Source organism: uncultured Lactobacillus sp. (genome assembly GCF_902491705.1).
Classification (GTDB): Bacteria; Bacillota; Bacilli; order Lactobacillales; family Lactobacillaceae; genus Lactobacillus.
Genome location: NZ_CABUIW010000013.1, coordinates 16,090 through 42,225, shown reverse-complemented (window position 1 = coordinate 42,225; position 26,136 = coordinate 16,090). Strand labels below are relative to the sequence as shown.

Sequence of the window (26,136 nt, the reverse complement as noted above, 5' to 3'; positions counted from 1 at the left end):
CCTGTTTGGGGCATTTTTTAAGAATTGTAGAGAGTTGTGAAGAATAGTAAAATCACCGTTAATCCTTGATAATAAAGGGTTGACGGTGATTTTTTGATTTTAAAGGAATTGTATAAAATGGTGAAGATTTGTGAGAATGGGTCCCGTTTGGGTCCCATTTTTTATATGTTCGATAAGGCGTTAATAATCTGTTTATCGGTTTTTGATTTGTACTCATCAATTAAATAAGCATACGTGTTAGCGGTTATAGAAATATTACTGTGACCTAATCGCTTGCTGATTGCATATATATCTATCCCATTTGCCAATAGGAGAGCCACATGGCTATGTCTAAGTGAATGAAAGTGGAAATTACGTCGATTAATGTTTAAGCTCTCTAAGAGGTTCCTGAGCATTTTATTGACTGCATTGGAGGTTGGGATCGATCCATATTGATTCATAAATACTAAATTGGATTGTCGATTATTTTGAAGGATTTTCAAATAATGGAGTAACTCAGGATTAACTTTAATTTTTCGATTGCTTGATTCAGTTTTGGTCGGTTTAAAATCATGAGTTTTTGCGTCCCATGATTTGTTAATGTTTATTGTCTGGTTTAACCAATCAATATCATTCCAAGTTAGGGCCTGAATTTCAGACAATCGCATACCAGTGTAAATAGCAGTAACGATCATAAAACGACTAGTAAATCCAGGACGATGTTCAATCTTATCAGTTGTAGCGCTTAGCAATTGATGAATTTCTTTGAGATTCAAATAGTCAACTTTTAAGACCTTATCTTTATTAGCAGTTAACTCTACTCGCTGAGTAAAGTCTTTATATAAATAATCGTCTAGGATTGCTGACTTAACACAGGCACGAATAATTGAATTAACCTTTTTAACTGTGGTAGGGGCGTGAGTAGAGCCATATCGATTGATAAATTCTTGGTACTTCACACGGTTAATTGATTTTATCTTGTCATCGTGAAAAAACTCTTTGAGAGCTTCACCAGTGTATTTGTAACGGTCAAGTGTAATTGCTGATAGTTTATCTTTTTTGTAGGTATTAACCCAGTTATTGTAGTAATCGACCAAGCTAATTTCTTTAGCGATTTGTACGCCCTTGTTTAATTTGTTTTCTTGATCAACCGCCCATTGCTTAGCAAGGAGTTTAGTGGAAAAACCCGACTTGGATTTAGAATGACGTTTACCATCACTGTCGTACCAGCGGACTTTTGTTGACCATGTTTTACCACGCTTAAAATAAGTTGCCATAATAATTCTCCTTTCGTACATATGTTCTGGTTGAAGTGCTATTTAAACCGGCCAATCGACCGGTTCTATATTTGGCTATATTTTGTTACAATTAAATAAACTAGTGTTCGAGGTGTAATATATGATTAGAATAATTATGATATCAGTAATTATTAGTGTAATATTAAGTTCATTGATAACAGTTTTTGCAATGAGAATAATGTCTGATTTTTTTACAAAGTTTTTGGCTCAAACCGAGCAACGATTTGATAAAAAGATGAAATTAAAAGAAATAACAAGTTATTTACATAAGAACAATTTGTAAGAAAGTCTTACCCATTTGTGTGAGGTTTATCATTCCTCTATGGAATTCCACATCATTAAAAGGTTGATCACCATTAGTACTAATAACAATATGATTTGGTATTTCTCCTTTTAAGAGTTTTCTATCATAGTTAAGATTTGATAATTTTTTCATTTCTTCAAACTGCTTTATATATCTTCTATCGTAAAGGTTATAATTTCTTTTCATAATTCCGAAGGATTCACAACTATCAATTTCTTTTGAATAACTTATAATTTTTTCTTTATTTAAGACTAAGTCAGACCTATTTACAGAATAATGAAGTGGTCTTGCTTTATTCAAATAAACAACTCTTCCAAGCGGAAGACCGTCTGCTATATAATAGGGCGGAGTTACTGTTAGACCCGGAGCTTCTTCATAGTGTTTTTTTGAATAATCTCAAGAATTGAGCATCGCTAGGGGATAGATTACTAAGTATAGTTGAAAAATTTGGAGATATTTTATCTTTATAATCCTTATTAGCAGCTTTTGCTATTAAGGTTGAAAAATATTCTCTCATCAATTCGTCGTTTAACGAATAACGAGAATCTTCAAAGCCTTTTAACATCAGTCCTTTATTATTAGTTGTCTGTTTTGACTTTGGAATTTTATCTAGTTTTTTTGCTGTTCTATCAAGTAAATCATTTATCTCTTTTTCATTGGCTGCCCCGTATTTTGCTATTTTCCCAAATACAGCATAGAAAAGACCAGCGGTTGTATAACCGATACCTTTCGCAAGGGGATTAAGGAGAAGTTCCAATGTTGATTTAGGAATCAACTTTTTATAAATTTCAATTTGATTTGGGTCAATGTTCATTTCATCACATCCTTCCGCCCACCGCGCGTGGGCTTTTTTAGTTTAAATATTTGAAATAATAACTATTAATAGTGGAATGAAAATAATTAGTCCAATAATGCAAAATAGTATACAGCCACAACCGGCTATACCATTCCCAACATCCTCCATAGTATTGCCAAAACTTTCAGTTTTCTGACTTATATTAGTCCACTTATCATGTTCTAACATTTCTTGTGAAGTTATATCTCCTGTGTAAGTTACATCAGTAGGTATTGACATTTCCATAAATTTAATTTGAAATTCATATGGCTTCCTGAAACTTTTAATATGATCGGATCCCTCTTTATCAACAACAACTCTTTTATATCGACCACCAAGAATAAAGATTCGTGGCTCACAATTACTTTTTGAAAGATGCTCATTTAGTTGTCCATCATCCGTAATAGTTCCTATATTAAAAGTCTTACCATTACGAAACTGAAGGGTTACTTGATAATGATTATTTTTATAAGTAATTAAAGTTTTTACGTCATAAGAGCTAAGCGGGGATTGACCAAACTGATAAACTTCTTCGTCATAGTGATATTCAAGAATATCTTGATTTGTCAGTCCTCCGTATAAGTCCTCCCTTTCAACCCAATTCTGTAATTCAACTATAAAATTTTTAACTGTATCTTCATGGTTATCAGTAGTGACCTTATACATAATAAACTCCTGTATGACCTTAAATAATTACAACGCCACGAATAGCAAAATCGTTATACTCGTGAATAATAATGTTCGGATACTTCTTGTTTAATGAAATGAGTTGCACATTCCCATTTTCAAGGCTTAATTTCTTTATAAAGAAATCGCCATCGACTTCTGCAATAACGAATTGGTTGTTACGAACTTCTGAATTCTCTAGCTTGTTAACATAAATGATTTGACCATTATTGAATACTGGTTCCATTGAATCACCGTTAACGCGGACCGCAAAATCATGATCAGGAACTACGCCCTCAACGATAGCTTTTTCCGGCTTATCATCATCTTGGGGTATATATTCTCCAGTACCAGCAGATACAGCTCCATATATGTAAACAATGTGCTTGTTCTCACCGATCGTGGAGTAGTAGGCGTCTTTTTGCTTACTCAATTGGTCGGTTGCGTAGTGGTAGACATTGCGTTTACGATCTGCGTTAAGCTGATCATAAATCCCAATAAGTTTAGTTGAAGAAATATCAGAGGATTCTAATTTATCTTCAAGTTTTCGGCTCCTATCTACATCGAAACCCATCAGCCATGGTTCACTAACATTTAATGTTTTAGCTAGTAAATAAAGACGTGGTTGGTCAGGTGATTGCTTTCCACTAACATATTGAGATAAAGTACTTTTCCCCATGCTAATGTCTAAAGACTTCTGAAAAGGTTTAGACATATTTAATATATCTACCTGTTTCAGATTTCTTTCGGACATTAACTGCTTCAACCGTTCAGCGGTAGTATTTTTCATGTCCGTTCTCCTTTTGCTTAATATAGTTTCATTATAAAGTTGATTGAACATAAGTTCAACACAAAAAATTCATGATTTATGAACTTCTGTGTTGACAAAGATAAAAAGTCATATTATTATAATAATCGTAAAGTTCATGAAACGTGAACAAAAAAGGAGGAATGGCTATGAAATTTGACTACTCAAAATTGAACGGTCGAATTGTTGAAATTTTTGGAACACAACTTAATTTTGCTATGGCGATGGGATTATCTGAACGAAGTATTTCACTAAAACTTAATAATAGAGTTACTTGGAAAAATACAGAGATCGCTAGAGCGGCTAAGTTACTTAAAATTAAGTATTCAGAAATACCTAAATATTTTTTTAGAAAATTAGTTCACGAATCATGAACTATAAGAGGAACAGTGGTGGAATGAAAATGGAAATTAAAGTCACAGGTACACCTGATGAAATAGAAAAACTGCTCAGTGCTATTGGTGGTAGCAAAGAGCAGCTTCAAGAAATTAAGGCAGATACAGCTTACTTACGTCAACGGTTCCCACCCTTTGATATTAGAGAGCAGGGTCGACGCTATCGAGATATTGACGAATCGTAGAGTAAGCATGCTGATAATTTGTCATGATTGTTGTGCTTTTAGCTTTACCTACTTTAGCGTTTCTATTAATGAGTAACAGTTCTTCTTGTCTTTGGTTTCCTGTCATCTCATTTAAATCTGCTTGCACAAAAGCCATAGCCATATCATGAGCAATCTGCTTGTTGGATGGATTATCCATAGTATTCACCTCCTTTCGCAAGGAGATGACTCAATTATAGCAAAGAAAGGAAGTGATCAAATGAGCGCACTGCTTGAACTTGTAAGAGAAACGCCACCTAAAGATCGGGCGGAAATCGCAAAGATGTTGAAACCTTATTTAGTTCCAGAGGAGCCAAAGCAACCACAGATTTTTCAGTGGATGTCTCTTCCAGAATTCACTAAAAAGTTACCTGTGAAGAAGGATAAGGAATGGATAAGAATGTTCATTCTTCCGTTAAAACCACTGGAGAACATGGTAATCAACGTTAATGCCGGATCTGGTCACCCAACCAAAATTGATCCCAAAGCTATTGATTGGGTGTTTGAACATCAGTCGGAAATTAATTGGAAACAATCTTTACCACGATAGGGAGGTGAGATAAATGCAATTTATTAAGGGACTTTTTTATGCAGGCTGTGGATGCTTAATGACTATTTTTTATCGTGAAGGAATGGAAATTGCGATGAGCTGGACCTTTGTTATCTGGTTACCATTTATTGCTCACGATTTAGCTGAAGCTATCACACCATACCCAACAAAAAAAGTCACCGGCGCTGGTGACGCCGATGACAATAAACAAAAATAAATTACTTACAAGGAAGATTATAACACATGAATGAATTAAATGATTTTAACAAAATGATTAGTGATAAAGCTACTTACATTGCCGACTTATCTCGTCAGTATGAAAAGGCTGGATCCGGCGAACGTCGGATGTGGTTAGTAGCACAGATGGAAAACCAGGCTAACGCCTTGCGAGTAATTGCTGAACGCCTTGGAACTAATACTAAAAATGTCTATGGAAGTAGCCATCGTGAAAGCTGCAAGAATTAGTTTAACTACTATCCCTAATAACGAAACGCAATTTAATGCATCGAGTCATGGTTCAACTGACCAGATCGCAAAGATGCTAGTGGCATATCTAACCTATCACCCGGAATTAATGAAAAAAACACTCAAAAGAATTTTAGATAAAATCTTTCAGGAGGATTAATTAATGAGTAATTTATTTGAACTTAACGATGAATTTCGTGAATTATCTCAACGTGATGATTTAGACCCAACTGTCTTAAAAGATACGCTAGACGCCATTGATGACACCCGAAAGGAAAAGCTAGAAAACCTAGCTACATGGGCCGATAAGTTAAAGTCTGAAATTAACTTTATTGACGAAAAGCAACGAACATGGCGTGATGAAATTACTTATCGCAAGAACAAGTTGCAATGGATTAAGCGATACATGACTGATGTACTTGATGATGCAGGTATTAAACGGTTTGACACTGAAAATCATTTATTAAGTGTGCGGAATTTTAAGGCTTCAGTTGTGATTGATGATTCAGATAAAATCCCGGCTGAATACCGTAATTATGCTAAATATGAAGGGATGTACGATATTGAGAAACCAATTGTTTATCGGGCGTTGAAAACTGGTAAAGAGGTACCCGGAGCACATTTAAAAACTAATCGCAACACGGTGATTAAATAGGAGGCTTCATTATGGATAAACCAAAATTAATTATTGAAAAGCAGCACGAATCCCACGGTTTCAAACCTTGCTACATTGATGCAGAACTTCACGCTAAAATTAAAGATTTAAGTAAAGAGACTCATGTTTCAATGGCAAGAATCATCATGAAGTTCTTATGGTATGGATTGAAACATGTTGAAATTGTTGATCCAACTGACGAGGAACGTGATGCATGAAAGAGGTTTGGAAAGACATTCCTGGATATGAGGGATTATATCAGGCTTCATGTTTTGGCTATGTCAGAAGTTTAGATCGGATTGCATACAAAGGGAGGAAGCACGTCCCAATAAAAATTGAAGGACGGATTTTATCACCGTGGGTTGATACGACCGGTTACTTAAAAGTTGAAATGTTTAAAAATGGAAGATGTAGGAAAGAGAAGCTACACCAAATAATTGCAAAAACATTTATCCCCAACCCCAATCATAAAAGTACTGTTAATCATAAAGACGAAAATCCTTTAAACAATACTGTGTTAAATCTTGAATGGATGACTAATAAGGAAAATGTGAATTACGGAACTCGAATTCAACGGAATCGTGAAAAATTTGGTATTCATATAAAACGGATAGCCCCTAATGGTAAAGAAGACAACTATTTCACCCTCCATGATGCCGAAAAAGCAACCGGAATACCGCGTCAAAGTATTTCCTATGCAATAAAGCATAAAACCTTATTAAAAGGATTTCGCTGGGAGGTGGTTTAGTTGTTTGAACTAAGAGATTATCAGCAAGAAACAGTTGATAACATTTACCATTCTATTCAAAATGGTCATCGTTCCATCATGGTTCAGCAACCTCCCTCGTACTGGCAAGACCGTCATTATGGCTGATATTGCCAGGCGAGCGACAGCTAAGGGAAACCGGATATTATTTGTAGTTCATCGTCAGGAAATTGTTCAGCAAGTGATTAGGACTTTTCAAGCTGATGGGGTAGATATGAACCTCGCTAAAATCGGCATGGTTCAAACAATTACTCGCCACGTTGCTGACTTGGACCCGCCACAAATTATTTTTGTTGATGAGGCCCATCATGCGTTAGCACAGTCCTATCAGCGAATCTTAAAGGCATTTCCGGAAGCTTATAAGCTACTGTTTACTGCTACACCATATCGCTTGAATGGCAAGGGCTTTACTGAGATTGCAGACGAATTAATCACTGGTAAATCAGTACCTTGGTTAATTGACCATCATTTCTTAGCACCAGTGGACTATTATGCTCCTTCGCAAATCGATATTAGTAAGCTAAGGACGAAATCCACGGGCGATTATAGCGAAGATTCAATCAAGGAAGCCTTAAAGCCAAAAATTTATGGGAACGCAGTTAAGCATTATTATCAGTTAGCCAAAGGAAAACAAGCAATCGCATATACTTACAACGTTAATAGTGCAATTCGGTTGGCCCGAGCGTTTAATGGCCGTGGTATTACTGCCCGTGCAGTCTCCGGAAAAACGCCTAAGGAAGAGCGCAAAAAGATTATTGAAGACTACCGTGCAGGGAAGATCAAGATTGTCACTAATGCAGAGTTATTCACTGAGGGACTGGACCTACCGAACGTTGATTGTGTAATTATGCTACGACCAACGCAGTCGTTGTCGCTGTACTTACAATTCGCAATGCGGTCGATGAACCCACGGCAAGGTAAGACGGCAGTCATTATTGACCACGTGGGAAATGTAGAACGGTTCGGCTTACCAACTGATGAAAGACATTGGTCACTGAATGGGGTTAGCAAGAGCAATAAACGAGCAGCTTCAGGTACCGTGATTAAACCTGTAACGGTCTGCCCACGTTGCTTTGCCTCTTTCTACCGCAAGGGTGATACCTGCCCATATTGTGGAATGCTATTAGGACAGGAAAAAGAATTAGAAGTAGTAGATAACGTTAAGTTGAAGAAAGTAACGCGGTCACGCTTAGCAGTAGTTAAGCAATTGGAAAAATCAGCCATGATGAAAAATGTTGCTGATAAACGACCAAGTGAATTAAAAAATCTCAAAGAAATTCAAGTATACGCCAAGTTAAAGGGGTATAAGCCCGGCTGGATATACCACTACGCTAAACAGCGTGGATTAATTAGAAAGTGAGGAATCTATATGAGTGTTTTGCCAGAGAATAAGCCACAGAAGGCCCGGAGAATTCCACGAAATTATTTTATTTACGGGGATACGATGTCAGGGAAATCATATCTAGCTGAGCGTTTTCCTAGCCCATTGTTCCTAAACACTGATGGCAATGCCGAGATGAACACAGCTCCTAGCATTCAATTAAAGAATGTCCGGAAGCCTGACGGTTCAGTCAAGAAGTCAGTCATTGACCAGCTTGATGAAATCATTCTCGCACTAGGAACAGAAAATCATGGTTACAAGACAGTGGTCATTGACGTTATTGATGATGTGATTACGCTGATTGAACAGGCAATCTGTTACGACAACGATGTTGAAACATTAGGGGATGTCCCGTTTGGAAAGGGGTACGCCCAATTCAATACAGTGTTCCAGGCGTTTGTAACGGAATTAAAGGGATTACCAATGAATACTGTTTATATCAGTCGGTTAATGACTTTAACTGATGAAACATCTGGACGGACCGAGGACCGGCCATCATTGAAGCAGAAATACTACAACGTGGTTAACGGTAACTGTGACTTAGTAATTGAGACCAAGCGTTTTGGTGACCGATACATTCGAATGGTTAAGGACCGGCGAATTCACTATGTCAAAGATGATATTACTGACCCGGCTATTTTACGGGTACTGGAACATGTCAACGGGGTCTTCGACAAGCCGAAGACCACCACTGTTAAACAGCAAAACGAGATTGTCAACAAAATTAAAAACCAAAAAGTAAAGGAAGGTTAATAGATTATGAGTTTACGAGATGCAATGAACAACGTCGCTAAAGATTTTGATGCTAAGAAGGATTCAGTTAATAAGTTTGAAGGATTGCCGAGTGGTGATTATATCTGTGCAGTGACTAAAGTTGAAGATTCAACAGCACCGTGGGGAGCAGAACAATTAAGCTTCGTCCTTGAAGTTGTTGAAGGCGAACACGCAGGTAGTAGCGAATACTTGCGAATTGGTTTAGATGAAGTTACTTCCAAGGGTAATCCAAACCCAATGCTCGACACTAATATCCGAATGGTAATGAAACTAGCAGCAGTATTAGGGGTTACTATTCCAGACGAGGCCTGGGATGATGATTCGATGGTTTACGAAAACTTAGCTAAGGCATTTCAAGGAACTATTGGCAAAACATTGATTATGAAGTTAAAAGTACGCCCAAATAAGAAAAATCCGGAATACCCATATCGTAACTATGACTTTGAGGAAGCTGAACAGCCAGAAACGCCAGAAGTTGATGATGACCAGATGCCGTTTTAATTAATGTTTAAGGCAGTGACCTATTAACACCAATTCGGGTGGGAAGCCCGTTAATTTTTAGGAGGTCAAAATGAAAAATTTAGTTAACTATGCCTTGGCTTATCAGGCTAAAGGTTTAAGTGTCCTCCCAATCGCTGGAAAACATCCACTAATTAAATTTGCTGACCGTGACCCACTAACGGCAGACAAAATAAAAGCAATCTGGCAGAAACACCCTTTTGCACAGATTGCTCTCCGGACAGATAAATTCTTTGTCGTTGATATTGACCGAAACCATGAAAATAACGTTGACGGGTTTAATTCGATTAAGCAATTGCCGGCGGAATATTTTCCGGAAACTTTAACTCAGACAACACGTCATGGAGGCCAGCAATTATTTTACTTAAAGCGTCCTGACATGCGAACTAACCAACTAATCGGTTACTTACCTGGAGTTGATATTAAAGCTCATCAGAATAACTATGTTGTAGTTGCACCAAGCGAAGGTTATAAATGGCTGAATAAGCATGCAATTGTAACTGCTCCTAAGTCGCTGGTAGTGCATATTAATCAAATGCGGGCAAGTAATCGGAAAACATCACCAGATGATTTAGTGCTGAAACCACGCGGAAGAAATTCAACTACTGATTTGTTAGAAACGTTAGTTAATGGTTTGGGTGACAAGGGGCTTCGGAATAAAACACTAGCTGGATTAATTGGCGCGATTTTGTTTCGGGGAGTTGATCAGAGAGCAGCCTATCAGTTAGCGATGATGGCAAATGAAAACACGCCCGATCCACTGCCAGAAGATGAAGTGAATCGAACGTTTAAATCAATGCTTAGGCGAGATATAAGGAATGGAGGTGCAATGCGTGACGAATGACAACAATGTTATCCAGAAGCCCATTCCATTTGAGCTAAATACTCAGGGAAATCCTAAAACTAATAGTTTAAGAAATGTTGGGTTAATTCTTGCTCAAGACTCATTACTTCACGGTACTTTTCGTTATAACGAGTTTGCCTATTCAATTGATGTTGTTAAAGATATTCCTTCGCTATTCGTTGAAAAAGGGCAAATGGATGATAGCTATTCAGCAATGATCCTTCGTTACATTGAAGATACCTATGATGTGATGTTTCAAGAAAAATTGCTGAGTATGGCAATCACTGTTGAAGCTCATCGCCATCCCTATAACCCGGTCAAAGATTATATGGAAAAGTGCTATAAGAATTGGGACCACAAAGAACGGATTAAAGATTTTTTACCGACGTTCTTGGGTGTGCCAACTAGTGAAGTGACAACGTTACAGACAAAGTTATTTCTGGTTGGTGCGGTGATGAAAGCCTATAAACCGGCTAGCAAGTTCGACTGGGTGTTCGACCTAGTTGGTGGTCAGGGTGTTGGTAAAACAACCTTGTTAAAGAAACTAGCCCATGGTTGGTACACAGACCAATTCACTGATTTTAAGGATAAGGATAACTTTGCTAATATGTTGCGGGCCTTAATCGTGAATGATGATGAAATGACGGCGACGAATAATTCTGACTTTGAAAACTTGAAGAAGTTTATTTCAGCCGAAGAGTTAGAATTTCGGCCACCATATGGAAGACACACAATCCGCCGGCCAAAGAATTTCGTTATCGCAAGGACAACCAATGAGTCAACATATTTGAAGGACAAGACCGGTGAACGGCGATTCTTACCGAACATGGCAGATAAAACCAGAGCAATTGCTAATCCAGTAACTGATTTAGACGATGACATGGTTGCAAATATATGGGGCGAGGCTGTTGCCTTATACAAAAGCGGTTTTTCTTTCATATTAACGAAGGAGCAGCAGAAGCTAATTGAGGACAATCGTAAGTCATTTATGTACATTGACGAAACCGAAAACCAAATTGAACGGGTGCTCAGTACTTGGTCAGACGATTGGATTGAAAGCTCTGAAATTGCACATGAGTTAGGCGAAGATAACTTGGTTAAAAATCGGTCGTTAGCTAAAAAGATTAAGTATGTAATGGATAACCGAAGCGATTGGAAAGCGGGACAGAAACGGTTTAAGAATATCAGCCGTCGAGGATATCGCCGAGTGAATACAGAGTTCACACTTTGAATCACATTAAGTGTATTCACATAAATCCCGTTATATCAATGTTTATGAGTATATGAATACACTACTACACTATTTTAATAATAAAAAATAAATATATATAAGTACTATATAGTGCTATAGAAAGTTGAAATTAACTGTATTCATGTATTCAGTGAACTAATCCCTTGGGCGAGTAAGCGAAAGGAGGGTTACACTACTATATTCGTGGTGTATTCAAAATGATAAGAATTAACACAATTGGCGGTAACACCTATTTCTTTAAGGGAAGTTACCAGGAAATACAACGAGCTTTACGTGACATTGGATGTAATTACTTACTCGGTCATACGAGAAAGAACAACCGGGTAATCATTCCTGTTAAAGCAGTAGACAGCGTGGAAGAAGTTGATATTCAATGATGAACAACGCGGAACTCTATTATCGACTGTTTAAGTTAGATGCGGATGGCAATGGTATTCATGTGTCGACTAATAAGTATGGTCGACGACGTTCAATCACAATTACAACGCTGTACCCAGACCCGGACGTATTAACTGAGGTTTGTAAGTTATGTGAGGAGTGGATAAATCCGTATGACTAGCGAACACAAAATTCAAAATGACATTCGGGTAGCACTGTCGCAGCATAAGTGCACAGTGTTCCGAGTGAACGTCGGTAACGTTAGAACAGCCGACGGGAGGTTCTTCTCGGCCGGTGTGCCAAGTGGTCACCCGGACCTTTACTTTTTTCGATGGAGTGATGGTCGCGTGGGTTATGTAGAAGTAAAAAATGAACATGGGAAACTTCGACAAGACCAAATTCAATTTCACAAAATGTTAATGAAAAGAAAAATCATACATTGTTGTGCTAGATCAGTAAAAGATGCGCTGGTGACCGCCGAAAAAGGTTTAGTGGGCTACGGTTATCTAGATTGGAAAGGAGAACATGTATGAAAGAAGAATGGCGTGATATCGAAGGATATAAAGGAAAATATCAAGTGTCTTCTTATGGACGTGTCAAAAGTTTGGCTAAAAAAAGCTGGAATGGACATGCTTGGTGGGATAAACCGGAAATAATATTAAAACCTGGTACTCAAAAAACAGGATACTTGTTTGGTGGCCGGGTTAAATATCACGGCAAATATTACCATGTTTTAGAAGTAAATCATCTCCAAAACACTTATACATTGGAGTTGGAACATACTTCAAAGCGGATAACTGAAGTGAAAGCGAGTGAGGTTGAATGATGAGGAATTTTCGATTAGAAATAGAAAATGCAGATGAATTAAAAAAGCTGCTCGATACTGCTAAAAAACAGCTTGAACAGCTTAATGAGACCTTTGAAGAAATCAATGATTTCAAATTAAAACTTAAAAGCCAAGTTGATGGCCAATGTAAGAGGTAGTAGCTTCATTGAACATACTTTGAAAGTTGTTGAATTGTGTATGCTTGGATACAAATTTATTTAACTTTTCGTCTGGGTATGCTTCAAACTCTTCAGTACTATGAATTCCAGCACTATTAAAGAAGTCGTTCATTGTTTTGAATTCAGTATATTTTCGGACGAATTCGTCAGTGAAAACTTCGCTGAAACTGATACTGTGTTTTTGCTGAAGTCTTTGAGCACCGTTACTCATTTGTTGAAGTTTACGAGTTAAATCATCCATACAGTTCACCTCACTTCTAGTTAAATTAGCAATTAATTATTCAGAAGGAGTTTTATTATTAATTGCGAAAGTAATTATACTACTATATTTATGAATAACAAGTGGAGATGGCACAAGATGTTGTGGAAAAAGATAAAAGATGAAATGGATAAGCAGGGAATGTCGGCATACCGTTTGTCAAAAATAACGGGACTTAGTCAGAATACTTTGCAAAATTATAAAAATGGTCATGAGCCAAGTTTCAGCAATGTTTGCAAGATAGCTGATGCACTTGGCGTTAGCTTAGATAAATTTAGGAGTGATAGAGAAGATGGATAGTGTATTATATGCGTTTCTGTGGTTTGCGATTACGTTAATCGTGATTGTGACCATGAGCGTTGTGGGAGGCTGGACGTTGATACCTAGCGGATTAATTGTCGTATTAGCGTTTATTGCCGGAAAGATGCATGAGGGGTGGTAAGAATGATATATCCAAAGACGATTAGAGGTTACAAAGCCACTCCTCACAAGATCGTGAAAAATATTGACGGCGAGTGGTATGGATCTCGACCAACTAAAAAAATTTGGCCGGCAGGCAGTCGTGAACCTGACGTAAATGGTGAATATTCTGGTAACTATTATTGCGCTTATCGCTGGTTTCCAGTAGGTAAAGATTATCCAAAAGGTGAATGGTACGAAATTAAACCTAATCTTTATGGCTGGGAAACAGATTTAATGCCGGGAGAGAAGCCTTTGAGCGCCTACTATTGGCACTTTGGAGAATCACATCCAACATTCCACGAATACAAGTATGTTGACGGTATTCTAAAACACGTTAAGTCAACATATGAAAAACCGCCATTTTAGGAGATTGATGAAAATGAAGATTGATGAATTTATGGGAATAGTTAATCGAGTTGCTTATGTAAAACGAAGAAACATGAGAATTGATATTTATTCTTCAGGAAATAATTATTATGGCGACTGGTTTTTAAGTATAAATCCTCATCAAGAAGACTTAAATATTGGTTATAACTGGAAATATCTTGATTTAGAACCAAATAAACTTATAACAGTTATTACTGCGGTTGCTAAACTAAAAGCAACCCCTGTTAAAGAACGTTTCCCTGAAAAGAAATACACTGTGCAGGTCTTTCCTGCCGATGTTGGATATTTGAATTTGGATGATGATGGTTGCATTTACACTGATGATCTTGATCCATTTGACGATACTAGAACACAGTTTAGTAAGCAAGATATTGACTCGTTTAAGCAGCGTGACGACATCGCTATCGACTGGAATAAGGCAAAGATTGAAGAGGTGAAAGGAAGATGAGTAGACAACGAAAACGGCACCCTGATGCTGTTAACGCAGGGAAGATGTATACAGCAGAGCGTAAGGCTAGCTTTAAGGTCAGATGCTTTTCCAACAAAAAAAGATGGCGTCAGGTGTCCAGATCAATTGGTTGGCCTCCAAGAATATTGTATTGGCGCTCATTTGTCAGTTGGCTTTGTCCTAATTATCCGGAAGCAGTCGATTACGAGTTGAAGTATTTGAGAGGTAGAAAATGAGCATTTACGATTTACTAGCAATAACCGTTACTGGCGCTCTTGGCTTTGTGCTGGGAGTGGTAACGACGATTAAAGTAGACAGCACACACGAAAGGATGAAGCGTCATGGGCGTTAGATTTTATTTTGATAATGGTTTGGAACAATTAGTTCCAGGAGCAAAACTCAAAGAAATATCTAATAAAATACCAGATAAACCTAAACATGAAGATGTTTGGATCCAGTACGGTGAAGATTTGATGATTAATACGAGCCACGTTGTTGAAATAATCAGAGATGATAGCGAAGCAAATTAAAATAAAAAATCAGTGCAAAATCAACTGAAATTGCACCGAAAAATAATTAGCGTTTTGATTTAATTTTTCGTAAGAAATTAACAAGCCTACTAGTATCACTATCACTAAGCTCACCAATATATTTAATCTTATTTGGTGATTTCTTAGAAATTGCATAAGGCTTAAAGGTATCAATCCAGGAATGTTTATTTAATCCTGTTGGCTTATAGTCCTCTATTTCAAAATACCATTGCTTCACGTAATCTGACTTATTTTGATACTTAGTAGTGATGTTGAAGAAGACAATCTGGTCTTCGGTTTCTCGAATTATAAAGACTGGACGGCGTTTACTACCGGCTGTCTGAATGAACCTAACATAGGCTGTTGCAATATTTTTAGTCATCTTTGTCGGCCCATTCCTTAATCTTTTCTGGAGTATCTAATTCAGTAACAGGTAGATCGGCTGTTAATTGCTGAATGGCTAATTCATTCTTTTCTCGTTCGGTAAGTTCAGTAGAGAACGGTAAACCGCCCTTGGCAACTAACCGAGTATAGAACATTGTGATTGCAGAACTTTGTGTCATACCAAGGCGATCTAGAATGGCGTTACCCTCATCTGCAAGGGAACTATCCATTTGAGCTTGAACTCGTTTCTTAGTTGCTTGTGTCATTTTCACTCACTCCTTACTCATATTGTACCCATATAGTATCAAATAAGGATAAACAATACAAACAAAAAGACGCTCACACGGAGCGCCCTTGAGATATAAATTAAAGCAAATCTATTATATCACAAGTGACAGGGGTGTAGAGCGTGGTTGACAGCGTATTTGGTAATTTGGATAAAGAAGCCACAAAGGAAGCATTTAAGAAGTATCTGAAAGAGTGGAAGAAGTACAAGCTTAAAGCAATGCAAAACTTTCCTGGGGTTAAGTCACTAAGCATGGACGAACAACCGAACGATGGGACGCCTCATGAACCAGACCAGAGATATGTCAATCACGCTGAAGCTGAATATCAATGTCAAGAGCGAATTAACTGCTGCAAAAATCTGATGACGGTTGGGGAGGACGAGGAGATTTTAGGCGACATTTTGCTTCATCGCTTCATTAAGGGCTGGTCAGCAATTAGAACGATGAATTACATTAACGAACACTACAACGCCTATATGGACGATAGGCAGTATAGGCGATTGCAAAAACAAGCGTTGTGGGAGGGTGCGCTAATGTGTCCTAATGCTTCAGTCCGCATCTTTAAGTGAAGTTGTCCGGTTTTTGCCGGTTTTTGTCCGGAATCTGCCGGTATTTGACCGGTTTTACCTGAAAAACAGCCGTATTATGGTATTGTTCGATAATTACATGAGAACACAATTACACAAATACGCTGTGACCTGGGCACGTCCTTAAACTACTCGAAATAAATGAACTCTGGCTTACAGGATAGACGAGTACATAATCACAACTCGGGATCTATGTTAAGCGTGTGTGAATCGGAACCGGCCGACGGATGGGTTCGAGTCCCATAATTCACGTTGAGACTAGTAATATAGACTTATGTTTTGGTGAAACCTTGGTTCTTGAAATGAATGTCAAATGAATTACTCCTTTCTAAATAAGAGATTATTTACAGTTATAAATAGCCGGCTCTGCTAGTCTCACGGTAGCCGTGCTGTTATCAGCAAAAGAGTGCGTAATCTAACTCAACGGCTAGAAGATTACAACTATCAGGACAGTAACACCGTTACAGGAGTAGGCGGAAAACTACGACCGGGTGCGATGATTAATTCGTTCTGATTACGCTGATGTAGTTAGCTGGCAGACTATTGACTTTTAATCCGTAAGTTAAAGACGGTTCGAGGCCGTCCATCAGCATTGGCAGGCAATGTATATCTGGAGGTGAAACTGGCACCTCACTCGTTTTATGCCTTCCATATTGAAGCACAATCAATTAAAGGAGATGTTAAGCCTCCTCTTTTAATGTTTAACAGTGCTTCAAGCAGAGAGATAGAGATGACACTCAATTCAATTTAAAGGAGTTGAAAAGTGCCAGGAATTTGATAAACAATTTAATTCCTTGAGAGGACATACTAATTTCTTGGAGAAACATCATGATGGAAAGATTTACTAAATTTTTATCATTTCTTTGTTTTTATCTTTGGATAGTTATTGTTGCTTCAACATTAATTATTAATTGTATTAAATAACAAGTCAGCCTAGCGCTGGCTTGTTTGTTTGGAGGAAAAATGTATCAAACTAAACGATTCGGCTTGGTGGCTAGTAAGCAAGAGTACATGATGCTGTGCCGAGCTGACAGACATATGAAGCAAAAGAAAAAGCCGACAGGTCAACGCTTGCCGGCTAAAAATAAATATTCAAGGCGGTAGAGATACCGTCTTTTATTTTGCACTCATACATAATTTATGAAAGGGGGATGGATATGAAACCAACCAAGCTGACGTTTATGGGTGGTAAGCCTGTGCTAGTATCGTATGATGAACGAGTTCGCAAAGATACCGACAAAGCATACAATTATCATCGTAAAGTAGCTGATAATGATTATTTAAAGTTCTATCGATCAACTGCTTGGAAACGTAAGCGACAAGAAGTGTTAGACCGTGATTATGGGTTGTGTCAACGCTGCGGAATGGATGCAGAACTGGTTGACCATATCATCCCTAGCAAGGACGATTGGTCAGACAGACTAAATGCTGATAACCTTCAGTCGTTATGTCGGCCATGTCATCGTATTAAAACTAAGCGTGAATGGATGAAGCATCATAAAGGGATGACTAGATACATGGATATTAATATAGTGTGTGGTTTACCTGGTAGTGGTAAAACAACATATGTAAAACATCACATGACAGAAAATGATCTAATTTATGATTATGATTCTTTAATGCACTCATTATCTGGTTTACCAATGCAGCAAAGCAATCATGATATTCATGATTACATTATGTTGTTCTTTGATCAGATGTTAAGAAAGCTCAAGACAGAAAAGACATTCAATAATGTTTGGATCATTCGGACATTACCAGACAAGAGGATTGATACATTGCTTAGCAACTATCATCATATCAATCATATATTGGTTGATACTGAGCCGATTGTATGCAAGCGGCGACTTGAAGCTCGTAAACAATCAATTTCATTTCAGAAAATTCTGAATGATTTTCGGGCCGCTAATTTTGCGGGGTACCGGGTGGTCAAAAATAGATAAGCCCCCCTCTGATTTTAACGGGGGTTAGATTTTTTGAAACCGAAGAACGCGCATCGACTTTTTTGCACAATAAATTCCAACAATTTTTTGGATTTTGGTGGGTATACAAAAATAGCGCCAAACTTGTGAAAGCTTGGTGCTGTAAGATTTATGAGCAATTTCATCATAGCACGGAGGTGGCAATTTTGGCAAGAAAGCAAAAATTATTATCACAGTCAACGGGCCATCTACGGGTCGTTGAACAGGAAGCAAAATATAAAGCAGAGTTCTTAGCTGCGGATGGTTTACCCGAGTTACAGAAAACACCACCAGCCCATTTGGATAAGGTAGCAAAGACAGAGTACCGAAGAATTATTGACTCACTTGGGAAACTGCCTCTACGAAATTTGGATCGTGCCGAATTAGAAATGTATTGTACTTGGTATAGCATCTATAAGCGAGCAGATGAAGAGATAAAGCAAACGGTTAATCCAGATGAATATGATAGCAAGCTATCAATTATTGATAAGGCTACTCAGCGTATCAAGGGATTAGCTTCAGACCTCGGCTTAACAGTCAATTCGCGTCTACAAATGAATATGCCTAAGACAGATAATAACGAGGAACATAAGTCATTACGTGAGAAGTATGGTATTTCATGATTAATTACGCTAAAGATTATGCTGAAAAAGTTATTAATGGTGACGTAATTGCTGGTAAAAAGGTGATTTTAGCAGCTAAAAGGTACTTAAATGACCTGAAAAATGCCGAAAACGATGATTTTCCTTATTTTTATGATAACGACAGAGCAAATCGTGTTATTAAATTTATGGAGATTCTTCCAGATCCTAAAACAATGCGTTCTTATCCATTAGCTGATTTTCAGCGATTTATTATTGCTAATATGTATGGTTGGTGGCATAAAGAGGACCATAGCAAACGAAGATTCCGCAAAGGAATGTTATCTATGGCTCGTAAAAATGGTAAATCTATTCTGATCTCGGGAATTGCTCTTTATGAATTCCTAATGGGTAACTCGCCAGAATTTTCTCGCCAAATTTTCTGTACTGCTAATGATAAGAAACAAGCTAATATTGTTTTTAATATGATTAAGAAGCGATTAAATGCTTTACGGTCACGTGACGGAGATACTAAGCGCGGAACAAAAGTTACGCGTGATCTGATTAGTAATCTTGACGACTATTCATATGTACGTTCTTTGTCTAAAGAAACGGGGACAGTTGATGGTTTTGAACCACATGTTGGAATTTTAGATGAGTATGCCGCTAGTCGAACTGATGAGATGATGGAGTTGCTTGAATCGGGTCAAGCCTTACTTGATAACTCTCTGATTATGATTATTTCAACCGCCGGGTTCGACCTGAACGTTCCAATGCACACAAAAGAATATCCATATGCATCTAAAATTCTTGATGGTGAAATTACTGATGACACATATTTTGCTTATATTGCTGAGCAAGATAATGTGGCTGAAGTTGATGATGAGTCAATGTGGATTAAGTCTAATCCAATTTTGAGCGTTCCAGAATTACATGATCAGGTTTTCGGCTATTTAAAAAAACGCTGGAAAGAAGCTAAGGAAAAAGGTACTCGTAATTCAGTCTTGGTAAAGAACTATAATATGTGGCGTCAAGCTGGAGAGGATAGTTATATGGATATTGATACATGGGAGGCCACACAAATTGATCCTATTAACATTGATGGTCAACGGGTGTGGTTTGGAGTTGATGTTGGTAAATCATCCGACTTATATGCGATCAGTTGGTTAATTCCACAGGATGGTTATTGGTATGCTGATTCTTATGCGTTTGTTGGTACCAAATATGGTTTACAAGCCAAGATTAAAGCTGACCGGTTAGATTATATTGAACTTCAGGACAAAGGCCAATGTGAGATCACCAAACTTGAAAGTGGTGTAATTGATGTTGATAGAGTTTATCAATGGCTGAACGATTTTGTGGAAGAACATGCCCTTGATGTACAGGCAATCTGCTATGACCCGGCTCAGTATGGGACGCTACTTACTCAAATTGAAAAGGGTCATCCTGAATGGCAACAGATTTCAGTTCGGCAAGGCACATTAACACTGTCCATGCCCACTAAACAATTCAGGGACGATGTCCTTGATAAGCGAGTGCGACACCCAGAAAATGATATTTTAACAGGAGCAATCGTTAACGCTATATTGAAATCGGATAACAACGGGGTACGAATCGATAAAAATAAGTATTCTAACAAGATTGATGCTGCTGATGCATTACTTGATGCCTATGCAATTTGTTTCCGTGAAAATATTGATGATTATCTAACTGATGATGATATTTTTAATGATGACTTTGGATTTTAGGTGATTACATGAAGTTTTGGAAATTAAATGAACCAGTAATTCTATTCCTATTAGCTTGTATCTGTTTAGCAGTTACAGGCTTTTTATTTTCCGTAAAAATTGGATTATTGATCGTGTCATTTGAATTATTTGCCCTCGCTTTCTTATCAGGGGAAAGGGGGTGAAATTAAATGCTTTTTCATACAACCGAAAAACGAGATTGGGCGCAGGATTATATTGACCAGGGGATTATTCCTGGTTACAGCAATCTTGGCTCATACGTTGGCATTGGTGCCTTGAAGAACTCTGATGTTTTAACTGCTATTTCTCACGTTGCTAGCAATGTAGCTCGTTTCCCAATTGTTGTTCTTGATGATAATAAGAACGAGGTTAAGAACATAAAATCAGTTGATTATCTTTTGAATAAGCATCCTAATGACATGTTATCTGCTTATCATTGGCGATTTATCATGACAGTAAATGCTATTTTGACCGGTGATGGATTTACTAGAATTATTCGTGACCCGACCACAAAAGCACCATTGGAGTTAAGGTACTGTCCCACCTCGCAAACGTATGTTGACGACAGTGATGTAAATAATATTAAGTATGAGTTTACTCAGCTTAATGATGGAGATAGGAACCAAACGATTGTTGTCCCGGCTGAGGATGTTATTCACTTTATGTTCTTTACTTATGATGGTATACACGGTCGCTCTCCGTTACTGTCTTTAGGAGACGAGATTGGATTACAAGATGATGGAATTAAGACCTTGCGTCGTTTCTTTCGATCGGGATTTAAAGGCGGATTATTAAAAGCAAAAGGTAAATTATCACGAGAAGGGCGTCGGAAGATTCGTGAAGATTTTGAATTTGCTCAGCAAAACGGTAACGCTGGGAGCCCTGTAGTTACTGATGATACGTTTGATTATTCGCCAATTGAAGTTGATACCAACGTATTGCAATTAATTAATAGTAATAATTACTCAACTTCACAGATTGCCAAAGCGCTTCATATTCCCGCTTACAAATTAGCGGTAAATAGCCCTAATCAGTCCATCAAACAGCTGAATGAGGATTTTATTCGTTCGGACCTCCCTTATTACTTCAAACCAATTGCCAGCAACATTGAAATGACGATGCTGTCTGACCGGCAACGGCACAACTGCCATGTTGAGTTTGACACTCGTAAGGAAACGGGAATGAGTATGGACAATGTGCAAAAAGGTGTCACTAATAACGTAATTACTCCTAATGAAGGTCGGGTATTAGCTGGATTAATTAAATCTGATGATACTGATTTGGATCGTTTTCAATCAACGCTTAATACTGTCTTTCTTGACAAGAAGGAAGAATACCAAAAACCAGTGAAGGGAGGTGAGAACCATGACGACAAGCGATTTGGAAAGTCGCCAAGTGACAGTACCGATTCAGATGAGGACAACTGATGATAATGCTGAACCGATTATTGAAGGTTATGCACTGAAATACGACAAACCATCCGAAATATTGGGTGGCTTTGTTCGTTTTATTGAGCATATTGCACCTGGTGCATTAGATAATACTGATATGTCTAATGTAGTGGCGACTATTAATCATGATCAAAACCAAGTTTTAGGACGGTCAGGAGTTAATTTGACTTTGGTTCCTGATAAGGTTGGCCTTAAGTTTAGCGTCAAGCCAACTGATACGAGTTTTGCACGTGATTTAATTACCAATATTAAAGCCGGTGTAATTAACCAGTGCAGTTTTGCTTTCACCGTTCCGGCTGACGATGATGCTCAAGAATGGGTTGATTCAGAGCGTGATGGTGTAGATTATGAACGAACAATTTGTAAAATTGACCATCTTTATGACGTTTCTGTTGTTACTACTCCAGCTTATCCAGACACTGAAGCCACTGTTGGTCAGCGGTCAATAGATCTGGTTAAACGGCAAAAGGAAAGCCAAAATAAAGAGGCTGTTCAACAACAACGTAAAAAGATGTTACATGATTTTGAACGAAAAGAATTATTGGATTCTCTCGAAGGAGGAAATTAAATGTTTAAGGAAAAGTTGAACGAATTGCTTGCCAAGAAGGACGGCAAGCGCGCTGTTATTAACGAAAAAACTCAAGAAATGCGTGACCTCTTGTCTAATGAGGACGCAACCGAGGAAGATTTAGCTAAGGCTAAGGCCCTTCGATCAGACATCGACAAGGCAGAAGATGAAGTACGAACCCTGGAAGATGATATTAAGCTGTACCGTGCTGCTGAAAAAGGCACTCCTGCACCTGGTGGTGACCATGAAGGCAATAAGCGTGGCTCTGAAACAGAAGATGAAGAAAAGCGGGCTTTTAATGCGTACTTGCACCGAGAAACACGTGATGTAACTGCTGGAATTACCTCTCCAGATGTAGCACCAACCATTCCTGAATCAATTCTTTACAATCCAGAAAATGAAGTAAAGTCAGTAACGGACTTAGCTAAGTTGGTTACACAATTCGCAGCAACTACCGCTTCTGGTAAGTACCCAGTATTGAAACGAGCTACCGCACGGATGAACACTGTGGAAGAATTGGCTAAGAATCCGAACCTTGCTAAGCCAGAATTCGAAGAAGTTGACTGGAAGGTATCTACTTATCGTGGCGCCATTCCTTTGTCACAAGAATCTATTGATGATTCTGCAATTGATTTGACTTCTTTAGTTGCAAATAATGCACAAGAACAAAAGGTCAATACGACCAATTATGCAATTGCTAATGTTCTAAAGTCATTTACTGCTAAGGCGGTAGCGGGTGGATCAGTTGATGACATTAAGCATATTTTGAACGTTGATTTAGATCCTGCTTACAACAAGGTAATTATCGCAAGTCAATCATTTTACCAATACCTTGATACTCTGAAAGACAAGAACGGTCAATATCTTCTTCATGAAGCAATTACCGATGGTTCACCTCGGATGTTGCTTGGTGTGCCAGTAACGGTTGTTGAAGATGAATTGTTTGGTTCAGCAGGCGAAGCTCATGCCTTTATTGGTGATCTTGCGCGCGGTGTCCTTTTTGCTAACCGGAAGGATATTCAAGTTCGTTGGGTTGATGACAATATTTATGGTCAATACCTTCAAGCTGTTGTTCGTTTTGATGTAAAAGCAGCTGATAAAAATGCAGGTTACTTTGTAACACATAGTGCAACAGCGAGTAACCAATAACGGTACCACTGCAAGAGCGAGTATAGCTGTAACAAAGCCGACAGATGCTAATACAGTTGAAGAAATCAAGAGTTATTTAGATTCACATGGAATTAGTTATCCATCAAATGCTTTGAAGAGTGATTTGTTAAGGCTAGTAGGTGATTAGTAATGACTGAACAATTGCAATTTGCAAGCGATGAGCAGTTCTTGGATAATCTCAAAAACTATTGCAAGGTAGACCAAGACTTTGATGATGAGCTATTAATCATAATGGCAAATTCAGCCGCAAGACTTATAGCTAAGGCAATTGATGTCAATGAACCAGTTACGCAATTCGCTAGTGACCCACGATTCAAGATTGCTGTAATGAAGCAGGTAAAGGAAGATTACTATGAGCGCGGTATTACTGCGGACAGTTACCGACCTGAACTTGCATCGGGTATTAATGGTATTATTAATCAATTAAGAAGTGAGGTGATTGGTGATGAAAACCAAGAATATGACTGAACGAATAACTTTTTATTCAGTCACATCTGGTATTGACCCAATTACCCATCAGCAGGTTCATAATAAACCTCAAGAAGAATTTACTGTTTGGGCCGAAGTTCCTAAATTAACTGTTCGTGAGTTTGTTCAAAATGGGTCTGAAGTAGGTTTTCGTAAAGAGACACCTACTTTCTTGATTGCCTTTAAAACTCGTAAAGAAATTCAATCTAATTGGTTAATTGAATGGCGTGGTAAAAGGTATGAGATTACTGGCATTGATCCAGACTACAAAACGCGTGATTTAACTAAAATTTCAACCCAAGAGGTGAAGCCGAATGCCAGTCACAGGTGAAATGGAGTTGATTCGTAATCTGGAGAAATTAGATAAAACGGTTGATAAAAAAGCACGGAAAGCAACCAGAGATGGAGCCAGTGTTTTTGAAGAAGAGTTAAAGGGCGTAACGCCAATTGGTAAAAATGACCATTCTGGCATGACACCATTAAAAGAGCATACTAAAAAGGGTGGCCTTCGTACCAGTAGTGGAGATTATGAAGTGCCTGTTGGTTATGATAAAGAAAAAGGATGGATTGCTCACTTCCCGAACTCTGGAACATCTAAGCAACGTCCACAACATTTTGTGGAACGTGCACAAGAAAGCTCTAAACAAAAAGTACTGCAGAAATTTATTGAGGATTTAAGATTATGATGTTACCTGAAATTGAGGTAGCTAATATTTTATCTGGGAACAAGGAATTAACCCAATTAATGGCTGATCTCAGAGAAGATCGATTGGATTATGAACCTATTTTTACAGATACTCCTGACGACAGTTTTATTAAGGCAAGCTCGGCACCTTGGATTCGTGTTACATCAATAACTGGTGATAATGCAATTTATGGTGATGATGCTCGCCTTTTTGAGTATCCAAGAGTTCAAGTGGATTTTTGGCTACCTGAAGACAAATTGATTAGTTTAGAAAAGCTACAAGATTTAATTTATGAAACTCTTCACGAAAATGGATATGAAAGATACTACAAAGATCGGTATCATGATCCAGATTTAGACGGTTGCTTAATGGTAACTGCTAACTTTGAAGGGTTTAGAGAAAGGAATGAAAAATAGATATGACAGCTTCAAATGCCAAATTAGCTAAGTTCGGTGCCTCTAATTTTGAATATGGGGTACTCGATGCTAATGATAAGATTACCGAGACACGAAAGATTAACGGTTTGAGCCAAGTTAAAGTTGAATTAACTAACGAGTTAAAGACTTTAGCTGCTGACGATGGCCCATATCTTGTTCTTTCTGGTGGGATCAATGCTGCTAAAGAAACACTTAATTTATATGATGTTGATTCTCAAATGAAGCATGACTTGTACGGTGTTGATATTTCAAACGGTATTGAAAAATACACCAAGAACTTCACGCCTAATTACGTAGCAACCATGTTCCGTACTAAGCTTTCTAATGGGAAACATGTATGGGTTGGGCTACTTAAAGGAATGTTTGCTTTACCTGGTATTTCATCTAAAACTCAAGATGGTGCACCTGATCCAGAAGCAGATGAAATTGAAGGTAATTTTGTTCCGCGTGGTGACGCTGATACTGGTACGATTATGCTTATTGGTCGTGAAGATGTTGAAGGCTTTTCTTTCGAAGATTTTCATAAACAGGTCTTTGGTGACACTGCAGCTGTAACAACACCAGCCAATTCTGAACATAGCACTTCAGATCATGTTGTAAATCACCAATAATATAACTTACTTAACAGAGACGAGAGACGTGAAA

The 26,136-nt window shown here is 38.0% G+C and carries 40 protein-coding genes and 1 tRNA gene; 32 read left to right on the top strand and 9 right to left on the bottom strand.

Going from position 1 to position 26,136, the window contains the following annotated elements; genetic code table 11:
• Window positions 1-161: 161 nt before the first annotated feature.
• The 5 genes from RDN22_RS04130 to RDN22_RS04110 form a co-directional block, all read right to left on the bottom strand.
• The gene (locus tag RDN22_RS04130; RefSeq protein ID WP_308556192.1) at window positions 162-1,256 is read right to left on the bottom strand and encodes a tyrosine-type recombinase/integrase; all 1,095 of its coding nucleotides are present in this window, start codon (window positions 1,254-1,256) and stop codon (window positions 162-164) included.
• A 283-nt stretch (window positions 1,257-1,539) separates the two neighbouring features.
• The gene (locus tag RDN22_RS04125; RefSeq protein WP_308556190.1) at window positions 1,540-1,881 is read right to left on the bottom strand and encodes a hypothetical protein; all 342 of its coding nucleotides are present in this window, start codon (window positions 1,879-1,881) and stop codon (window positions 1,540-1,542) included.
• Window positions 1,882-1,954: 73 nt separating this feature from the next.
• Window positions 1,955-2,395, bottom strand: a complete 441-nt coding sequence (locus tag RDN22_RS04120; RefSeq protein ID WP_308556188.1) for an Abi-alpha family protein — start codon at window positions 2,393-2,395, stop codon at window positions 1,955-1,957.
• 42 nt (window positions 2,396-2,437) lie between these two features.
• Window positions 2,438-3,082 (bottom strand): hypothetical protein, encoded by a 645-nt coding sequence (locus tag RDN22_RS04115; protein WP_308556186.1) that lies wholly within the window; start codon window positions 3,080-3,082, stop codon window positions 2,438-2,440.
• Between the two features lie 19 nt (window positions 3,083-3,101).
• Window positions 3,102-3,872, bottom strand: a complete 771-nt coding sequence (locus RDN22_RS04110; RefSeq protein ID WP_308556184.1) for a S24 family peptidase — start codon at window positions 3,870-3,872, stop codon at window positions 3,102-3,104.
• Between the two features lie 167 nt (window positions 3,873-4,039).
• Here RDN22_RS04110 and RDN22_RS04105 point away from each other — a divergent pair, with 167 nt between their 5' ends.
• Window positions 4,040-4,264 (top strand): DUF739 family protein, encoded by a 225-nt coding sequence (locus tag RDN22_RS04105; RefSeq protein WP_308556182.1) that lies wholly within the window; start codon window positions 4,040-4,042, stop codon window positions 4,262-4,264.
• 162 nt (window positions 4,265-4,426) lie between these two features.
• On the opposite strand, the gene RDN22_RS04100 is transcribed toward RDN22_RS04105, so the two are convergent.
• Window positions 4,427-4,648, bottom strand: a complete 222-nt coding sequence (locus tag RDN22_RS04100; RefSeq protein ID WP_308556180.1) for a hypothetical protein — start codon at window positions 4,646-4,648, stop codon at window positions 4,427-4,429.
• A gap of 60 nt (window positions 4,649-4,708) precedes the next feature.
• Between RDN22_RS04100 and RDN22_RS04095 the strand changes: the two genes are divergently transcribed.
• From RDN22_RS04095 to RDN22_RS04035, 13 genes are all read left to right on the top strand, one after another.
• Entirely contained in the window at window positions 4,709-5,038 is a 330-nt protein-coding gene (locus RDN22_RS04095; RefSeq protein WP_308556178.1) for a hypothetical protein, read from the top strand.
• A gap of 13 nt (window positions 5,039-5,051) precedes the next feature.
• Window positions 5,052-5,255: a hypothetical protein gene (locus RDN22_RS04090; RefSeq protein WP_308556176.1), complete on the top strand. Its 204-nt coding sequence runs from the start codon at window positions 5,052-5,054 to the stop codon at window positions 5,253-5,255.
• Window positions 5,256-5,281: 26 nt separating this feature from the next.
• Window positions 5,282-5,503: a hypothetical protein gene (locus tag RDN22_RS04085; protein ID WP_308556174.1), complete on the top strand. Its 222-nt coding sequence runs from the start codon at window positions 5,282-5,284 to the stop codon at window positions 5,501-5,503.
• A gap of 163 nt (window positions 5,504-5,666) precedes the next feature.
• Window positions 5,667-6,158 (top strand): siphovirus Gp157 family protein, encoded by a 492-nt coding sequence (locus RDN22_RS04080; protein WP_308556172.1) that lies wholly within the window; start codon window positions 5,667-5,669, stop codon window positions 6,156-6,158.
• Between the two features lie 11 nt (window positions 6,159-6,169).
• Window positions 6,170-6,376, top strand: a complete 207-nt coding sequence (locus tag RDN22_RS04075) for a hypothetical protein (protein WP_308556170.1) — start codon at window positions 6,170-6,172, stop codon at window positions 6,374-6,376.
• Window positions 6,373-6,906 carry an NUMOD4 domain-containing protein gene (locus tag RDN22_RS04070; protein WP_308556168.1) on the top strand — a complete coding sequence of 178 codons (534 nt, stop codon included), beginning with the start codon at window positions 6,373-6,375 and terminating at the stop codon, window positions 6,904-6,906. The genes RDN22_RS04075 and RDN22_RS04070 overlap by 4 nt, the downstream gene beginning before the upstream one ends.
• A 118-nt stretch (window positions 6,907-7,024) precedes the next feature.
• Window positions 7,025-8,284, top strand: coding sequence for a DEAD/DEAH box helicase (locus RDN22_RS04065; protein WP_308556166.1), 1,260 nt, complete (start codon window positions 7,025-7,027; stop codon window positions 8,282-8,284).
• Window positions 8,285-8,293: 9 nt separating this feature from the next.
• On the top strand, window positions 8,294-9,058 hold the full coding sequence (locus RDN22_RS04060; RefSeq protein ID WP_308556164.1) for an AAA family ATPase: 765 nt from the start codon (window positions 8,294-8,296) through the stop codon (window positions 9,056-9,058).
• A gap of 6 nt (window positions 9,059-9,064) precedes the next feature.
• Entirely contained in the window at window positions 9,065-9,580 is a 516-nt protein-coding gene (locus RDN22_RS04055; protein ID WP_308556162.1) for a DUF669 domain-containing protein, read from the top strand.
• Window positions 9,581-9,650: 70 nt separating this feature from the next.
• The gene (locus RDN22_RS04050; RefSeq protein ID WP_308556161.1) at window positions 9,651-10,442 is read left to right on the top strand and encodes a bifunctional DNA primase/polymerase; all 792 of its coding nucleotides are present in this window, start codon (window positions 9,651-9,653) and stop codon (window positions 10,440-10,442) included.
• On the top strand, window positions 10,432-11,673 hold the full coding sequence (locus RDN22_RS04045; protein WP_308556159.1) for a VapE domain-containing protein: 1,242 nt from the start codon (window positions 10,432-10,434) through the stop codon (window positions 11,671-11,673). The genes RDN22_RS04050 and RDN22_RS04045 overlap by 11 nt, the downstream gene beginning before the upstream one ends.
• A gap of 572 nt (window positions 11,674-12,245) precedes the next feature.
• Window positions 12,246-12,605 (top strand): VRR-NUC domain-containing protein, encoded by a 360-nt coding sequence (locus RDN22_RS04040; protein ID WP_308556157.1) that lies wholly within the window; start codon window positions 12,246-12,248, stop codon window positions 12,603-12,605.
• The gene (locus RDN22_RS04035; protein WP_308556155.1) at window positions 12,602-12,898 is read left to right on the top strand and encodes an NUMOD4 domain-containing protein; all 297 of its coding nucleotides are present in this window, start codon (window positions 12,602-12,604) and stop codon (window positions 12,896-12,898) included. The genes RDN22_RS04040 and RDN22_RS04035 overlap by 4 nt, the downstream gene beginning before the upstream one ends.
• 123 nt (window positions 12,899-13,021) lie before the next feature.
• On the opposite strand, the gene RDN22_RS04030 is transcribed toward RDN22_RS04035, so the two are convergent.
• Window positions 13,022-13,318: a hypothetical protein gene (locus RDN22_RS04030; protein WP_308556152.1), complete on the bottom strand. Its 297-nt coding sequence runs from the start codon at window positions 13,316-13,318 to the stop codon at window positions 13,022-13,024.
• Between the two features lie 117 nt (window positions 13,319-13,435).
• On the opposite strand from RDN22_RS04030, the gene RDN22_RS04025 reads away from it, so the two are divergent.
• From RDN22_RS04025 to RDN22_RS04010, 4 genes are all read left to right on the top strand, one after another.
• The gene (locus tag RDN22_RS04025) at window positions 13,436-13,636 is read left to right on the top strand and encodes a helix-turn-helix transcriptional regulator (protein WP_308556150.1); all 201 of its coding nucleotides are present in this window, start codon (window positions 13,436-13,438) and stop codon (window positions 13,634-13,636) included.
• 144 nt (window positions 13,637-13,780) lie between these two features.
• Entirely contained in the window at window positions 13,781-14,164 is a 384-nt protein-coding gene (locus tag RDN22_RS04020; RefSeq protein ID WP_308556148.1) for a hypothetical protein, read from the top strand.
• 13 nt (window positions 14,165-14,177) lie between these two features.
• A complete protein-coding gene (locus tag RDN22_RS04015; protein WP_308556146.1) occupies window positions 14,178-14,633 on the top strand; it encodes a hypothetical protein in 456 nt (151 codons plus the stop codon).
• A 341-nt stretch (window positions 14,634-14,974) separates the two neighbouring features.
• The gene (locus RDN22_RS04010) at window positions 14,975-15,163 is read left to right on the top strand and encodes a hypothetical protein (RefSeq protein WP_308556144.1); all 189 of its coding nucleotides are present in this window, start codon (window positions 14,975-14,977) and stop codon (window positions 15,161-15,163) included.
• Between the two features lie 46 nt (window positions 15,164-15,209).
• On the opposite strand, the gene RDN22_RS04005 is transcribed toward RDN22_RS04010, so the two are convergent.
• Window positions 15,210-15,545, bottom strand: coding sequence for a type II toxin-antitoxin system PemK/MazF family toxin (locus RDN22_RS04005; protein WP_308556143.1), 336 nt, complete (start codon window positions 15,543-15,545; stop codon window positions 15,210-15,212).
• Entirely contained in the window at window positions 15,538-15,813 is a 276-nt protein-coding gene (locus RDN22_RS04000) for a type II toxin-antitoxin system RelB/DinJ family antitoxin (RefSeq protein ID WP_308556141.1), read from the bottom strand. The genes RDN22_RS04005 and RDN22_RS04000 overlap by 8 nt, the downstream gene beginning before the upstream one ends.
• 143 nt (window positions 15,814-15,956) lie before the next feature.
• Here RDN22_RS04000 and RDN22_RS03995 point away from each other — a divergent pair, with 143 nt between their 5' ends.
• The 14 genes from RDN22_RS03995 to RDN22_RS03930 all read left to right on the top strand — a co-directional run bounded on the left by RDN22_RS03995 (window position 15,957) and on the right by RDN22_RS03930 (window position 26,102).
• Entirely contained in the window at window positions 15,957-16,403 is a 447-nt protein-coding gene (locus tag RDN22_RS03995) for a hypothetical protein (RefSeq protein WP_308556139.1), read from the top strand.
• Window positions 16,404-16,939: 536 nt separating this feature from the next.
• A tRNA-Lys gene (locus RDN22_RS03990) sits at window positions 16,940-17,013 on the top strand.
• 565 nt (window positions 17,014-17,578) lie between these two features.
• Window positions 17,579-18,364: an HNH endonuclease gene (locus RDN22_RS03985; RefSeq protein WP_308556138.1), complete on the top strand. Its 786-nt coding sequence runs from the start codon at window positions 17,579-17,581 to the stop codon at window positions 18,362-18,364.
• Between the two features lie 185 nt (window positions 18,365-18,549).
• Window positions 18,550-19,005 carry a phage terminase small subunit P27 family gene (locus RDN22_RS03980; protein ID WP_308556136.1) on the top strand — a complete coding sequence of 152 codons (456 nt, stop codon included), beginning with the start codon at window positions 18,550-18,552 and terminating at the stop codon, window positions 19,003-19,005.
• The gene (locus RDN22_RS03975) at window positions 19,002-20,711 is read left to right on the top strand and encodes a terminase TerL endonuclease subunit (RefSeq protein ID WP_308556134.1); all 1,710 of its coding nucleotides are present in this window, start codon (window positions 19,002-19,004) and stop codon (window positions 20,709-20,711) included. The genes RDN22_RS03980 and RDN22_RS03975 overlap by 4 nt, the downstream gene beginning before the upstream one ends.
• A 170-nt stretch (window positions 20,712-20,881) precedes the next feature.
• A complete protein-coding gene (locus RDN22_RS03970) occupies window positions 20,882-22,138 on the top strand; it encodes a phage portal protein (protein WP_308556132.1) in 1,257 nt (418 codons plus the stop codon).
• Complete coding sequence (locus RDN22_RS03965) at window positions 22,077-22,730, top strand: HK97 family phage prohead protease (protein WP_308556130.1); 654 nt, start codon at window positions 22,077-22,079, stop codon at window positions 22,728-22,730. Before RDN22_RS03970 ends, RDN22_RS03965 begins: the two co-directional genes overlap by 62 nt.
• On the top strand, window positions 22,731-23,879 hold the full coding sequence (locus RDN22_RS03960; protein WP_308556128.1) for a phage major capsid protein: 1,149 nt from the start codon (window positions 22,731-22,733) through the stop codon (window positions 23,877-23,879).
• Window positions 23,857-24,027, top strand: coding sequence for a HeH/LEM domain-containing protein (locus RDN22_RS03955; RefSeq protein ID WP_308556126.1), 171 nt, complete (start codon window positions 23,857-23,859; stop codon window positions 24,025-24,027). The genes RDN22_RS03960 and RDN22_RS03955 overlap by 23 nt, the downstream gene beginning before the upstream one ends.
• Before the next feature lie 2 nt (window positions 24,028-24,029).
• Complete coding sequence (locus tag RDN22_RS03950; RefSeq protein ID WP_308556124.1) at window positions 24,030-24,368, top strand: head-tail connector protein; 339 nt, start codon at window positions 24,030-24,032, stop codon at window positions 24,366-24,368.
• A complete protein-coding gene (locus RDN22_RS03945) occupies window positions 24,346-24,699 on the top strand; it encodes a phage head closure protein (protein ID WP_308556122.1) in 354 nt (117 codons plus the stop codon). The genes RDN22_RS03950 and RDN22_RS03945 overlap by 23 nt, the downstream gene beginning before the upstream one ends.
• Window positions 24,683-25,054, top strand: a complete 372-nt coding sequence (locus RDN22_RS03940; protein ID WP_308556120.1) for an HK97-gp10 family putative phage morphogenesis protein — start codon at window positions 24,683-24,685, stop codon at window positions 25,052-25,054. The genes RDN22_RS03945 and RDN22_RS03940 overlap by 17 nt, the downstream gene beginning before the upstream one ends.
• Window positions 25,051-25,470 carry a hypothetical protein gene (locus tag RDN22_RS03935; protein ID WP_308556118.1) on the top strand — a complete coding sequence of 140 codons (420 nt, stop codon included), beginning with the start codon at window positions 25,051-25,053 and terminating at the stop codon, window positions 25,468-25,470. The genes RDN22_RS03940 and RDN22_RS03935 overlap by 4 nt, the downstream gene beginning before the upstream one ends.
• A gap of 2 nt (window positions 25,471-25,472) precedes the next feature.
• Window positions 25,473-26,102, top strand: a complete 630-nt coding sequence (locus RDN22_RS03930; protein WP_374043088.1) for a major tail protein — start codon at window positions 25,473-25,475, stop codon at window positions 26,100-26,102.
• The last annotated feature ends 34 nt before the right edge of the window (window positions 26,103-26,136 follow it).